General features: G+C 62.5%; 12 protein-coding genes. 8 read left to right on the top strand and 4 right to left on the bottom strand.

The window, feature by feature from the left end; translation table 11 throughout:
- Positions 1-18 precede the first annotated feature (18 nt).
- Positions 19-558: a YSC84-related protein gene (locus G4Y73_RS13760; RefSeq protein ID WP_164232391.1), complete on the bottom strand. Its 540-nt coding sequence runs from the start codon at positions 556-558 to the stop codon at positions 19-21.
- Between the two features lie 163 nt (positions 559-721).
- On the opposite strand from G4Y73_RS13760, the gene G4Y73_RS13755 reads away from it, so the two are divergent.
- On the top strand, positions 722-2,650 hold the full coding sequence (locus tag G4Y73_RS13755) for an EAL domain-containing protein (protein WP_164232390.1): 1,929 nt from the start codon (positions 722-724) through the stop codon (positions 2,648-2,650).
- Here the strand turns inward: G4Y73_RS13755 and G4Y73_RS13750 are convergent.
- Positions 2,619-3,263: a hemolysin III family protein gene (locus G4Y73_RS13750; protein WP_164232389.1), complete on the bottom strand. Its 645-nt coding sequence runs from the start codon at positions 3,261-3,263 to the stop codon at positions 2,619-2,621. The genes G4Y73_RS13755 and G4Y73_RS13750 overlap by 32 nt on opposite strands.
- A gap of 102 nt (positions 3,264-3,365) precedes the next feature.
- On the opposite strand from G4Y73_RS13750, the gene G4Y73_RS13745 reads away from it, so the two are divergent.
- Together G4Y73_RS13745 and G4Y73_RS13740 are read left to right on the top strand one after the other, a co-directional pair.
- Complete coding sequence (locus G4Y73_RS13745) at positions 3,366-5,216, top strand: DUF885 domain-containing protein (RefSeq protein WP_164232388.1); 1,851 nt, start codon at positions 3,366-3,368, stop codon at positions 5,214-5,216.
- Between the two features lie 39 nt (positions 5,217-5,255).
- Positions 5,256-6,446, top strand: coding sequence for a GGDEF domain-containing protein (locus G4Y73_RS13740; protein WP_164232387.1), 1,191 nt, complete (start codon positions 5,256-5,258; stop codon positions 6,444-6,446).
- On the opposite strand, the gene G4Y73_RS13735 is transcribed toward G4Y73_RS13740, so the two are convergent.
- A complete protein-coding gene (locus G4Y73_RS13735) occupies positions 6,447-7,805 on the bottom strand; it encodes a phosphomannomutase (RefSeq protein ID WP_164232386.1) in 1,359 nt (452 codons plus the stop codon).
- Between the two features lie 140 nt (positions 7,806-7,945).
- Here G4Y73_RS13735 and G4Y73_RS13730 point away from each other — a divergent pair, with 140 nt between their 5' ends.
- Positions 7,946-9,085 (top strand): alkane 1-monooxygenase, encoded by a 1,140-nt coding sequence (locus G4Y73_RS13730; protein WP_164232385.1) that lies wholly within the window; start codon positions 7,946-7,948, stop codon positions 9,083-9,085.
- An 8-nt stretch (positions 9,086-9,093) separates the two neighbouring features.
- A complete protein-coding gene (locus G4Y73_RS13725) occupies positions 9,094-9,417 on the top strand; it encodes a DUF1622 domain-containing protein (RefSeq protein ID WP_164232384.1) in 324 nt (107 codons plus the stop codon).
- Here the strand turns inward: G4Y73_RS13725 and G4Y73_RS13720 are convergent.
- Complete coding sequence (locus G4Y73_RS13720) at positions 9,398-9,610, bottom strand: hypothetical protein (RefSeq protein ID WP_164232383.1); 213 nt, start codon at positions 9,608-9,610, stop codon at positions 9,398-9,400. The two genes, G4Y73_RS13725 and G4Y73_RS13720, sit on opposite strands and share 20 nt — an antisense overlap.
- Between G4Y73_RS13720 and glyA the strand changes: the two genes are divergently transcribed.
- From glyA to ribD, 3 genes are all read left to right on the top strand, one after another.
- Positions 9,609-10,868 carry a serine hydroxymethyltransferase gene (gene glyA / locus G4Y73_RS13715; protein ID WP_164232382.1) on the top strand — a complete coding sequence of 420 codons (1,260 nt, stop codon included), beginning with the start codon at positions 9,609-9,611 and terminating at the stop codon, positions 10,866-10,868. The two genes, G4Y73_RS13720 and glyA, sit on opposite strands and share 2 nt — an antisense overlap.
- Before the next feature lie 182 nt (positions 10,869-11,050).
- Positions 11,051-11,557, top strand: a complete 507-nt coding sequence (gene nrdR / locus G4Y73_RS13710; RefSeq protein ID WP_164232381.1) for a transcriptional regulator NrdR — start codon at positions 11,051-11,053, stop codon at positions 11,555-11,557.
- A 121-nt stretch (positions 11,558-11,678) separates the two neighbouring features.
- Complete coding sequence (gene ribD, locus G4Y73_RS13705) at positions 11,679-12,755, top strand: bifunctional diaminohydroxyphosphoribosylaminopyrimidine deaminase/5-amino-6-(5-phosphoribosylamino)uracil reductase RibD (RefSeq protein ID WP_240451369.1); 1,077 nt, start codon at positions 11,679-11,681, stop codon at positions 12,753-12,755.
- The last annotated feature ends 8 nt before the right edge of the window (positions 12,756-12,763 follow it).

Genomic DNA, 12,763 nt, shown 5'->3' with positions numbered 1-12,763 from the left:
GCCGGGCCGGCGGGCCGACTACAGCGACCAGTAACGGAATTTCTGTCCGCCCACGGATGCTTCCGCCATCAGCCCGCCGCGCGCGTGGTTGAATACCGCCACACCACGTTCATAGCTGGTGGTCGCGGCCTTGCCTTCGGTGGCGGCCACGGCCGTTGCCTGGGCCGAGAACTCGAAACGTTCCCGCTGGAAGCGGCGCAGGGCGGACTCGTCGCGGAAAAAGATCACCTGGCTGTAGGACTGCGCCCCGATCTGTGCTCCGATGGTCGCCTGCGAGACGGTTGCACGCCCGACCGGTTTGCCCTGTTCGAACACGATGCCTCGGCCAAAGCCGCCGCCGACCCAGAAACCACCTTTACCGATATTGGGAAATACCGTGTAGCCATAGGCCTCGTCGATCCAGCGCTGGAGCCCGGGATCGTGATCGACAAAACTGGCCAGTGCCGAGCGTGATTCACTGATCAGGGTGTCGCTCGACGGAGTCGAGGCGCAGCCAGCGAGCAGGCTGGCCAGGGTCAGGCACAGGGCGAATGACTTCAGTCGTTCAGTCAGCAGCATTTTTTCGGTCTCCGTTCTGTCCCCTTGGACGAATTCCATTCAGATGCCAGGCTATACCCGGCTCGCTCGGTAGTTTGATTCATTCGTAGTATAGTTGGTTCCCGGGCCTTTTCGGGTCGTTGGCTGCGCCAGCGTCACGCCGGGCCTGAAGGGAGACCATGCCATGAAACTGACCGGCAGCCGTGCGTTCAGGGTGGCCGCGATCTATGCCGCGGCCGGCGTGCTTTGGATTTTCATGAGCGACTCGGCCGTGCGCCAGTTTACGTCCGACCCGGGCGTGCTGACCACCTTTCAGACCTACAAGGGCTGGCTGTTCGTCCTGGCCAGCGCGGTGCTGGTGTTCTGGCTGAGTTGGCGGGCGCTGGGCGACCAGGCCGGTCTGATTCGCGAGTTACACCAGTCGGCCGTGGTCTTCGAGCGCAGCCATGATGGCGTCGTGCTCAGCGACCACCGTCGGCGCATCGTGTCTGCCAATCCCGCCTTCGAGCGCATGCTGGACCGGCCGGAATCCCGACTGCGCGGGCTCGACCTGGCCACGCTCCATGCGCCGGGGGGCAATGGGAACGTGTTCGGCCGCATCGAAAAGGCCCTGTCCCGTGAAGGCCACTGGCGCGGTGAGCTGTGGATTCGGGGGCCCGACAACGGGGAATATCCCTACCAGGTGATGGTGACCGACATCGGTGCCGACCGCGGCGGCCGGGAACTGTACGCGTGGATCTTTTCTGATATCGGCGAACTCAAGCAAGCCCAGCGGCGCCTCGAACAACTGGCCTACTATGACGCACTGACCGGGCTGCCGAATCGCCTGAAGGTGCAGGACACGCTGCGCCGTGTGCTTTCCGAACAGTCCGAGCAAGCCGAGCGCATCGCCGTCCTCTACATCGACCTCGATCATTTCCGCAACGTCAACGACAGTTTTGGTCATCCGACCGGTGACGACCTGCTGGTGCTGGTGGCACGACGTCTGCAAAGCGTGCTGCCGGCGGGTACGGGCCTGGCCTGTCTGGGTGGCGATGAGTTTCTCATTCACGCTTCAGGCATTGACTCACCCGCCGGTGCATCTGAACTGGCCGAGTGCACCCTGGCTGCGGTAGCCGAACCATTCATGCTGGCCAATAGCAGCGAAGTCTATGTGACCGCCAGTATCGGGATCTGTATGTATCCGGAAGATGCGGCGTCGGCCACCGAAATGCTGCAATACGCCAATGCCGCCATGTATCGGGCCAAGCAGCGCGGGCGCAATACCTGGCAGTTTTTCTCGACCTCCATGGTGCAGTCGGCCAGCCGCCGCCTGGCGCTCGATGCCCAACTTCGACATGCGCTCGATGCCGAGGAGTTCGTGCTGCACTATCAGCCGGTCGTGTCAGCCGGACCGCAATACCGGGTTTGCGGCGTAGAGGCCCTGGTGCGCTGGCGTCAGGCGGATGGAAGCCTGCTTTTCCCGACCGAGTTCATTCGGGCCACCGAGGAATCCGGCCTGATCGTGCCGCTGGGCCAGTGGGTCCTCGAGCAGGCCTGCCGGCAGGCCGCAAGCTGGGAAAACGAGGGTTTCGAAGGCTTGCCGGTTGCCGTCAACCTGTCCGCGCGCCAGTTCCAGACGGGACGAATGGTGGAAACGGTCGAGCGAGCACTCAAGGATGCCAAGCTCTCACCGGAGTTGCTGAACCTCGAAATTACCGAATCGATGCTGATGGAACAGGTTCAGGCGGGGCAGGATGTGCTCAGGCGTCTGCGCGCCATCGGCGTGCACGTTTCCCTGGATGATTTCGGTACCGGCTACTCCTCGCTCTCCTATGTCAAGGAATTCGATCTTGACACCCTCAAGATCGATCGCTCCTTCATCCGTGATCTGGCCTCGAGCGATTCGGACCGGGAATTGGTCGCCGCCATCATCGGCATGGCGCGATGCCTGCGCCTGAAAGTTGTCGCCGAGGGAGTGGAAACGCTCGATCAGCTAGACATTCTGACCGGTATGGACTGTGACTGCTTCCAGGGATTTTTCTTCAGTCAAGCGCTGCCTGCGGCCGATGTGCCGCAAATTGCCCGCGCCCTCGGGCAGGTCAGACCCGAGGCCCGATCATCTGGGCCGTGACGGCTATGAAATGGCTTGCGCTGCCAGCGAGCACGAACAGGTGCCAGATGGCGTGAGCGTAGGGAACACGTTCGTTGTGATAGAAGAGTGTGCCGGCAGTGTAGAGCACGCCACCCAACACCAAGGCGACCATGGCCGTTGGGGTCAGCACTTGCAGCAGCGGGGCCAGCGCGACAATGACCAGCCACCCCATGCCGATGTAGGTCGCCGTGGACAGGGCGCGGAAGCGGCCGGTGAAGAACAGCTTGAATACAATGCCGACCACGGCCAGTCCCCAGATCACGCCGAATAGGGACCAGCCCCAGCCGCCACCCAGTGCGGCCAGCGTGAACGGCGTGTAGGTTCCGGCAATCAGCAGGAAAATGGCACAGTGATCAAGCGTTTTCAGTCGCGCCTTCCAGGCCGGGTGCCGGGCCGCGTGGTAGAGGGTCGAAGCGGAGTAGAGCAGGACCAGGGAGGTGACGAAGATTGCTGCGCTGATGACTTCCCGGGCACCCGCGTGAATACCGGCGAGGGTGATCAGCACAGCCCCGGCGCCGATACTCAGAATTACGCCCAGACCGTGCGTAAGCGCATTGATCAATTCTTCGCGCTGCAGGGAAGTCCGACTCATGCCCGAACTATAGCATTCGGGCGCCTGATCCGAGCCGGGCGGCTGCATTGGCCCCCTCGCTGGGGTAGCATGAATCGATTGAACCGACCGGAAATCAGTACGATGAAACAAATCATAGCCTTGCTGCTGTTGCTTGCCCTGACCGCCTGCAACCCGCCTGCCGAAGATTCGGCCCCCGAAACGGCTGACGACACCCGAGAGCCGACCGAAAGCGCTTCGTCGACGCCGCCACCTGCAGAGCCCGCCGGCGAAGCAAAAGAGGCAGAGCATGCCGAAACGGTAGCGAAGTTCGATGTACTGGTCGATGAGTTGATCGAGACCCTGCTCGACCAATCACCGGAGTGGGCGATTTACGAGGGCCGCTACGAGAACGCCGGGCAGGTAACGATTCCCAATGTGGTGACGCGTGCCCAGCGCCTGGCTTTTATCGAGGATTCACTCGAACAGCTGGGTTCGATCGAGCGCGAGGCGCTGCCCGTCGGTCGGCGCACCGACTACGATCTGCTCGTCAATCGATTTGACTCGATGCGCTTCTACCAGGAAACCTTGCGTGACTGGACCTGGCAACCCTCCAGCTACAATGTCGCCGGGCCGCTCAGTATCCTGCTCAATACCGATTTCGCACCATTGCCGGAGCGCCTGGCGCTGATTCGCGACCGCCTGGAGAAAGTGCCGGAGTACTACGCCGCGGCGCGCAACAACCTCGGCACGCCGACCCTGGAGCATACCGAGCTGGCGATTAGCCAGAACCGGGGTTCGTTGAGTGTCCTTGCCGACATCCGGGAGGCGGCTGCCGAAGCCGACCTGGACGCGGCGCTGACGGCGTCGCTGAGTGAGGCGCTCCCGCGCGCGGAATCCGCCATCGAGGATTGGGTCGGCTGGCTCGAGCAGCGCCTGGCCGAACTGGAAGCCTCCGGCGATGCGCGTTCATTCCGCCTGGGCAGGGATCTATACGAGCAGAAATTCGCCTATGACATCCAGGCCGACTTCACGGCCGAAGAACTCTATGAGCGGGCACTGGAAGAAAAGGAGCGGCTACTCGGGGAGATGGATGAATACACTACCGATTTGTGGCCCAAGTACTTTCCGGCAACGGCCATGCCGGAGGATCGACTGGCGCGTATTGGCCGGATGATCGATCGGCTGTCCGAGGAACACGTGGCGGTCGAGGATTTCGTCGAGACGATTCGCCGTCAGGTCCCGGAGCTGGCCGATTTCGTGCGCGAAAAGGATCTGCTCGATCAGGATCCGGGCAAACCGCTGGTGGTGCGTGAAACGCCCGAGTACATGCGCGGCTCCGGCGCCATCGCATCGGTCAGCGCGCCCGGCCCATTCAATCCCGATGCCGAGACCTACTACAACGTTACCCCGCTGGAAACCTACGGCGAGGAGCAGGCCGCCAGTTATCTGCGTGAGTACAACGACTGGATGCTGCAGATTCTCAACATTCATGAGGCCATACCCGGCCATTACACCCAGCTGTTGCATGCCAATCGCTCTCCGAGCCTGGTCAAGAGCCTGTTCGGCAACGGTGCCATGGTCGAGGGCTGGGCCGTCTATGCCGAGCGCATGATGCTCGAAGCCGGTTGGGGCGATCGTGAACCTGAACTGTGGCTGATGCACGGCAAGTGGCTGTTGCGCGTCACGCACAACGCCATTCTCGACTATGCGGTCCACGTGCGGGGCCTGGAGCGCGAAGAAGCGATTCGCATGATGCGCGAGGAGGCCTTCCAGGAATCGTCCGAGGCGACCCAGAAGTGGCGGCGCCTGACGCTCAGCCAGGTTCAGCTGACGTCTTACTACGCCGGTTATGCGGCCATCATGGATCTGCGCGAACAGCTGAAGGCCGAGCGCGGCGAGAATTTCGACCTCAAGGCCTTTCATAACGAGTTTCTCAGCTATGGGTCGGCGCCAGTCGACACGATTGCCGAATTGATGCGCCCGGACGGTTGAGTGCTATGATGGTCTGACGTTCCGGGGGGAGGGGAGTCAATGCCGAATCTGGATGCCTTCACGCTGGCGGTCGTGTCGGCCGTGGCGGCGATGTTCATGGCCATCACCATGGCCGGGATCTACCTGGCGGGCAATCGGGAGCGCGCCATCGCCGACTGGGCGATTGCCGGGCTCATGTTCTGCCTCGGGCACGCGCTCGGCAACCTGTCGCTGACAGAGAGCGCGCTGCTCGATCGCCATCTGTTGCTGGCATTGATCAATGCCAGTGTCGCGCTGGGCTACGGCATGCTGCTGCTCGGCGTGCAACATCACCTGGAACGGCCCCGATCGACGCTGTTGGTTATCGGCAGTGTCGTGGTCATCCTGTTGTCAACCTGGCATTTGCCGCTGATGAATCAGAGCCTGATGATGCGCGTAGGCCTGCTGACCGTGGTGTTTGTCGCCATATCGACAGCCGCGGCGGTCTTGCTCTGGCGCGCCGAGGACTCGGCACTGCAACCCTATCGGCGGGCCGTGGCCGTGGTCATGATGCTCAACGCAGCCACCCTGGTGGCACGGGCATTCTACATGGCGATGGCCGACGAGCTGCCGATCGATCCGTCTTCGCAGTCGGTGCTTGTCCCCGTATTCTTTTCCTCGGTGCTGTTCTTCATGGCCTTGACGGTTTCGCTGTCGCTCATGCTGTTCCGGCGCAAGGAGGTTTACCTGCGCTATCTGGCGCGACACGATGCACTCACGGGCCTGCTCAATCGCTATTCACTGGATGAATTCGCTGCGCGTGAGATGGCGCGCGCCCGCCGCGGTGAAGACGATCTGTCGCTGGTCGTTCTCGATCTCGACAACTTCAAGAACGTCAACGACCGATTCGGGCATGCCGCGGGGGACCATGTGCTGGTAGAGGCAGCGGGCCGGATCCGCAGCGTGATTCGGGAGGAAGATGTCGCCTTCCGCATTGGCGGGGAAGAGTTCCTGATCCTGCTTCCGGGGGCCAGTGGGACATTTGCCCGGCAGGTGGCCGAGCGGCTGCGACGGCTGCTTGCGCGAGATCCCATTTTTCATCGCGATCGGGAAATCGTGGTCTCGACCAGCGCGGGGGTGGTCACTTTCGATCCGATTGCTGACGACTGGGATAGCCTGCAGCGGCGTGCCGATCAGGCACTCTACCGGGCCAAGGAGCAGGGTCGCAACCGGGTCGAGGTGGCGGAGGCATCGCCGTCCCCGGCGACCTGATCAGCCAATCAACGACTCGAGCAAGCGGACCCGTTCGTCGAGCAGGTCGCGATCGGCGCGCGTTTCGACATTGAGCCGAATGACGGGCTCGGTGTTGGATGAGCGCAGGTTGAATCGCCAGCGCTCGAATTCCAGCGATATACCGTCTGTGCGGTCGATGCGGGGATTCTCGCCGGCGAAGTGATCGAGCACGCGCTCGGTCACGGCTGCCGCGTCATCGACCGTGAAATTGATCTCGCCGCTGCAGGGATAGGCCTCGATGCGCGCGTCGACCAGGTCGGCCAGCGACTGGCCGGTGGCCGAGATCCGTTCGAGCAGCAGAAGCCACGGAATCATGCCCGAATCGCAGTAGGCGAAATCGCGGAAATAGTGATGCGCGGACATCTCTCCGCCGTAGAGTGCGTTCTCGGTGCGCATGCGTTCCTTGATGAACGCGTGCCCGCTCTTGTTGACCAGGGCCGTGCCGCCGGCCGAAGCGACCTCGTCGAGGGTATTCCAGGTCAGGCGCGGATCGAGGATGATCTTTTCGCCGGGTGATTTTTCCAGCAGCTGCCGGGCGAACAGGCCGACCAGGTAGTAGCCCTCGATGAATCGCCCGGTATGATCGAAAAAGAAACAGCGGTCGTAGTCGCCGTCCCAGGCGATCCCCAGATCGGCGTTGTTGTCGATGACGGCCTGGGCGGTCTCCTTGCGGTTTTCCCGCAGCAGGGGATTGGGGACACCGTTGGGAAAGCGGCCGTCCGGCGCATGGTGCAGTCGCGTGACTTCCAGCGGCAGGCCTTCGGCAATAGCGTCGAAGGCCGGGCCGGCGCAGCCGTTGCCGGCGTTGACCACCAGCTTGATTGGTTTGAGGTCTGATGCGTCGATGAAGGCGCGTACGCGCTCGACGTAACTTTCGAAGACTTCCATGCGGCGGTGCTCGCCCGGCCGTTCGGTGTCCTGCGGCGCCGGCTCGCTGGCCAGGATCGCTTCCATTTCCTTCAAACCGGTGTCGGCACTGATCGGAATAGCCCTTTCACGCACCAGCTTCATGCCGTTGTAGTCGGCTGGATTGTGGCTGGCTGTAATCATGATGCCGCCGCCCATACCCTCGAGCGAGGCGGCATGGTAGACCACTTCCGTCCCGCACAATCCGATGTCTCGAGTATCGACGCCGGCCCGGTTGAGACCCCGTGCCAGTGCTTCGGCCATGGCCTGACTCGAAAGTCGCATGTCGCGGCCGATGGCGACCGGCCCGCGCGGTTCGACCACTTGCGCGTAGGCCTGCCCGATGCGAAAGGCCCGGTCCTCGTCGAGTTGGTCGGGTACGCGACCACGAATGTCGTAGGCCTTGAAGGGAGAGTTGGGAAGTGTCTGCATACTGCTCTGCCATGGATGTTCGGGGAAATGCTACACGATGTAGGTTTCAGGGTTCAGAGTTCAGGGTTCAGGCGCCCGGCTTGCACGGGCGTGGCCGGGCGCTAGAATGGAACCAGTCCGGCGCGCCTGGGGAGATGGCTATGCTGACCCGATCATTCCGCTTCACCGATGACCAAGGGCAGCGACAGGTCTATGTTGACCGCAAGCGTGCGCTCTGGCTGCTGTCGGTGGTATACCCGCTTTCTCCGGTCATTGCCGTGGCGCTGCATCACTTCGGCGGCAGCGAATGGTGGCTGACGGCACCGATCATGTTCAGCTACGGCCTGGTTCCCTTTCTTGACTGGCTCTTTGGCGAGGACCTGAGCAATCCACCCGAGCAGACCGTCACCGAACTGGAAAACGACCGTTATTACCGTTACCTGACCTGGCTGACTGTACCCCTGCACCTGGTTTCACTGCTGGTGGCTGCCTGGTGGGCTGCGACTGCCGGGCTTAGCCCATTCGGCTGGCTGGTCCTGGCGGTGGTGGCCGGTCTGGCCTCGGGCCTGGCGGTGAATACGGCCCACGAGATGGGGCACAAGCGCACCGCTGTCGAGCAATGGCTGAGCCGTATCGCGCTGGCCGTGCCGGCGTACGGTCATTTCACCGTTGAGCACAATTTCGGCCACCACAAGCATGTGGCAACGCCGGAAGATTGCGCCAGCGCGCGCATGAACGAATCGATCTACCACTTTGCAATGCGTGAGATGCCCGGCGGGCTGGCCCGTGCCTGGGGCATCGAGCGCCGGCGCTTGGCTCGAAGCGGCTTGCCGGCCTGGAGTCCGCGCAACACCATCGTTCAGTCCTGGGCCATGACGCTACTGTTGCAGGGTGTGCTGGTGGCCGTACTGGGCGGCTGGACGCTGGCCTTCCTGTTCATCCACAACCTGGTGGCCTGGTTCCAGCTGACCAGCGCCAACTATGTCGAGCATTACGGGTTGCTGCGCCGCAAACAGCCCGATGGCGAGTACGAGCGCTGCCAGCCGCATTATTCCTGGAACAGCAATCACATCTTCTCCAATCTCCTGCTCTTTCATCTGGAACGTCACTCCGATCATCACGCCCATCCCAACAGGCGTTACCAGTCGCTACGCCATTTCGAAAACCTGCCCGAGCTGCCGACCGGGTACCTGGGCATGTTCGTGCTTGCCTACGTACCGCCGTTGTGGTTCAGGCTCATGAATCCGCGGCTGCTGGCACTGCCGCACGTGGGCGGCGACCTGTCGCTGGTCAACCGTTGAGCAGGCTGATGTTTCTGGAAGCCGTCCAGTTCCTGATTCACGCGCTCGAGGGAATCGGCATCCTGGTGATCGTGGCTGGCTTCCTGGTGGCTACCGCGATGTGGCTGCGCAACCTGACCAGAAACTCGATGCATGAAAACTACGTCGCCTATCGGCGCCAGAGTGTGCGTGGATTGGTCCTTGGCCTGGAGTTCCTGGTTGCCGCCGACATCATCAAGACCGTGGCTGTCGACTACACCCTGGAAAGCGTGCTGATGCTGGGCATGATTATCCTCATCCGCAGCTTCCTGGTATTCACGCTGCACCTCGAAATCAAGAATCATGAGGATTGACGATCATTGAACCAGTTGGTGGTGCATTTGAAGCACCGGGCGGATGTTGCCCGGATTCGGATTGCGCTTGTACATAGCCCGGGAACGGACTGGAGGTGATGATCAGAACACAGGCCAGGGCCTGCCGCACCGGCTGGCGTACAACACTTAGTGATACCATTGGCGGGCTTTCAAAGCCGGAAAACTGACCCATGTTCGACAAGTCCTTCACCATTGCCGGTTTCGATGATGAACTGGCTGCCGCTATTGGCTCCGAGGAGCAGCGACAGGAAGACCACATCGAACTGATCGCCTCGGAAAACTACGCCAGCCCGCGGGTGCTGGAAGCCCAGGGCTCGGTGCTGACCAACAAGTATGCCGAGGGCTATCCCGGCAAGCGTTACTACGGCGGCTGCGAGTACGTCGATATCGCCGAAAACCTGGCCATCGAGCGCGTCAAGCAACTGTTCGGCGCCGGCTATGCCAATGTTCAGCCGCACTCGGGCTCGCAGGCCAACCAGGCCGTCTATCTCGCGCTGCTCGATCCCGGGGACACCATTCTGGGCATGGATTTGTCCGAGGGCGGCCATCTGACCCACGGGTCACCGGTCAATTTTTCCGGCAAGGTTTTCAATGCGGTCCACTATGGCCTCGATCACGAGACCGGCGAGATCGACTACGACCGTATGGCCGAACTCGCTCGGGAGCACAAGCCGAAGATGCTGATCGGCGGTTTCTCGGCCTATTCGCGGGTCGTCGACTGGGCCAGGATGCGGCAGATCGCCGACGAGGTGGGTGCCTGGTTCATGGTCGACATGGCGCACGTGGCCGGCCTGATTGCTGCCGGTGTCTATCCCAACCCGGTGGCGCATGCCCATGCCGTGACATCGACCACCCACAAGACGCTGCGCGGGCCGCGCGGTGGCATCATCCTGGCCAGCGGCGAGGACGAGAAACTGGTCAAGAAGTTCCAGTCACTGGTCTTTCCCGGCTGCCAGGGCGGGCCGCTGATGCACGTCATCGCCGCCAAGGCCGTGGCCTTCAAGGAAGCGCTCGAGCCGGACTTCAAGGCCTACCAGCAGCGGGTGGTCGATAACGCCCGCGCCATGGCCGAGGTCATCATGGAGCGAGGTTACAAGGTCGTTTCCGGCGGCACCGACAATCATCTGTTTTTGATCGATCTCATCGACAAGGACATCACCGGCAAGGATGCCGAAGCCGCACTCGGACGGGCCAACATCACCGTCAACAAGAACACCGTGCCGGGAGAACCGCGCTCACCCTTCGTGACCTCGGGCTTGCGAATCGGCACGCCGGCGGCCACCACCCGCGGCTTCGACGAACAGGACTGCCGCGAATTGGCCGGGTTGATCTGTGACCTCCTCGACAACATCGGCGACGAGTCGGTTGAGGCCCGCGTCAAGGAGTCGGCGCTCGATCTATGCCGCCGGTATCCGGTTTACCGGCGTTGAGCCTCACGCCAAGGCGCGAAGACGCCAAGGGCGCCAAGTAAATGAAGAATCTGACGCTAGCTATTTGGTTCAGCTCCCACATTTTGCCAAGATCCAAGCGCCACATGGATCAAAAGACAGTATCGCCTCTTGGCGAACTTCGCGCCTTGGCGTCTTGGCGTGAGGCTTCGGGGCACTAATTCATGTGGTGCCCGTTCTGTAATCACACTGATACTCGCGTTGTCGACTCGCGGCTGGCCTCCGACGGTTTCCAGATCCGGCGCCGGCGTGAGTGTGCCGACTGCGGGGCGCGCTTCAACACCCTCGAGACGCCAGCACTGAAGGCGCCCAACGTGATCAAGTCCGACGGGTCGCGGGAGGCCTTCGACGAGGACAAGCTCCGTCGCGGCATGACCAAGGCGCTGGAAAAGCGGCCGGTGGAGACACAGTTGGTCGAACGCGCCATCCGAAAATTGGTGCGTGAGATCCGCACCCTGGACGAGGCCGAAATTTCCAGCCAGCAACTGGGTGACTGGGTCGCCGCGGAGCTCTCGCACCTGGACAAGGTCGCTTACGTCCGCTTTGCCTCGGTCTATCGTCGCTTCGAGGATGTTCAGGCTTTCCGCGAGGAGATCGAGAAACTCGAACGCGAGAATCCCGGCATGATCGATCGCCGCCAGATCTCCCTGCTCGACGACCGCGAAGACTGATCTGATTTTTGGGTAACCACGGAAATCACGGAATGACGCGGAATCTGTCTGAGCAAATTGAATTCAATCTCCGTGTTTTCAGTGCCTTCCGTGGTTCCATGGAATTTCGAGTGATCGTGCCATGACTTTCACCGATGATGATCACCGCCACATGGCCGAGGCCCTCCGCCTGGCGGAAAAGGGCCGGCTGACCGCCGATCCGAACCCGGCTGTCGGCTGCGTGATCGTCGCCGATGGTGAAGTGCTCGGCCGTGGCTTTCACCGCGCTGCGGGCGAGCCGCATGCTGAAACCCTGGCGCTTCAGGAGGCCGGTGCCCGGGCGCGCGGCGCAACCGCCTACGTGACCCTGGAGCCCTGTAGCCACCAGGGCCGGACACCACCCTGCGCCAACGCCCTGATCGAGGCCGGTGTCGGCGCGGTGATCTCGGCCATGCCCGACCCGGACGAGCGCGTTGCCGGAGCCGGCCATGATCGGCTTGCGCGTGCCGGCATCACTGTACGTACCGGGCTGATGGAATCGAAAGCGCGCGAACTCAACCGCGGTTTCGTCAGCCGCCACGAGCGCGGCCGCCCCTGGGTACGGGTCAAGCTGGCCACCAGCCTGGACGGATTCACGGCCGGCGCCGATGGGCAGTCGCAGTGGATCACCGGCGAGGCGGCGCGTGCCGATGTGCAGCGCTGGCGCGCCGCATCCTCCTGCATTCTGACCGGTATCGGAACCGTCCTGGCCGACGATCCGCGGTTGAATGTCCGCCTGCCGGGGTTCGAGCGCGAGCTGCTGCGCGTGGTCGTCGACAGCGACGGCCGCCTGCCGGAGAGATTGCGACTGACCGGCTTGCCGGGCCCGGTGCTTGTGGCCAGTTGCACTGAACCCCGATCGGAGGCTGGAATGGAGTGGTGGCAGCTGCCACGCGATCTGTCCGGCCGGGTCAATCTCACCGTGCTGATGGCGCGACTTGCCGAGCGCGAGATCAACACCGTGCACGTCGAAGCCGGCCCGGTGCTTTCCGGCGCCCTGCTGCAGGCGGGCCTGGTTGACGAGCTGCTGATTTACCAGGCGCCGTGCCTGATCGGGCGGGGCCGGTCGCTGCTGGCACTGGCGGGGATGGAAAAATTTGACCAGCGCCTCCATCTTGACCTGATCGACTACCGCCGGCTCGGATCGGACTGGCGTTTTCTGTACCGCCCGCAGACTTGAACTGAATT

Source organism: Wenzhouxiangella sp. XN201, assembly GCF_011008905.1.
GTDB lineage: Bacteria > Pseudomonadota > Gammaproteobacteria > Xanthomonadales > Wenzhouxiangellaceae > Wenzhouxiangella.
Note: the sequence above shows the minus strand (reverse complement) of the source record. Positions and strands in the feature narration are given on the sequence as shown.

What these genes read in the sequence shown, in the direction of transcription:
- G4Y73_RS13760 (WP_164232391.1), bottom strand. Translation starts at nt 558, where the DNA reads ATGCTGCTGACTGAACGACTGAAGTCATTCGCCCTGTGCCTGACCCTG.
- G4Y73_RS13755 (WP_164232390.1), top strand. Translation starts at nt 722, where the DNA reads ATGAAACTGACCGGCAGCCGTGCGTTCAGGGTGGCCGCGATCTATGCC.
- G4Y73_RS13750 (WP_164232389.1), bottom strand. Translation starts at nt 3,263, where the DNA reads ATGAGTCGGACTTCCCTGCAGCGCGAAGAATTGATCAATGCGCTTACG.
- G4Y73_RS13745 (WP_164232388.1), top strand. Translation starts at nt 3,366, where the DNA reads ATGAAACAAATCATAGCCTTGCTGCTGTTGCTTGCCCTGACCGCCTGC.
- G4Y73_RS13740 (WP_164232387.1), top strand. Translation starts at nt 5,256, where the DNA reads ATGCCGAATCTGGATGCCTTCACGCTGGCGGTCGTGTCGGCCGTGGCG.
- G4Y73_RS13735 (WP_164232386.1), bottom strand. Translation starts at nt 7,805, where the DNA reads ATGCAGACACTTCCCAACTCTCCCTTCAAGGCCTACGACATTCGTGGT.
- G4Y73_RS13730 (WP_164232385.1), top strand. Translation starts at nt 7,946, where the DNA reads ATGCTGACCCGATCATTCCGCTTCACCGATGACCAAGGGCAGCGACAG.
- G4Y73_RS13725 (WP_164232384.1), top strand. Translation starts at nt 9,094, where the DNA reads ATGTTTCTGGAAGCCGTCCAGTTCCTGATTCACGCGCTCGAGGGAATC.
- glyA (WP_164232382.1), top strand. Translation starts at nt 9,609, where the DNA reads ATGTTCGACAAGTCCTTCACCATTGCCGGTTTCGATGATGAACTGGCT.
- G4Y73_RS13720 (WP_164232383.1), bottom strand. Translation starts at nt 9,610, where the DNA reads ATGGGTCAGTTTTCCGGCTTTGAAAGCCCGCCAATGGTATCACTAAGT.
- nrdR (WP_164232381.1), top strand. Translation starts at nt 11,051, where the DNA reads ATGTGGTGCCCGTTCTGTAATCACACTGATACTCGCGTTGTCGACTCG.
- ribD (WP_240451369.1), top strand. Translation starts at nt 11,679, where the DNA reads ATGACTTTCACCGATGATGATCACCGCCACATGGCCGAGGCCCTCCGC.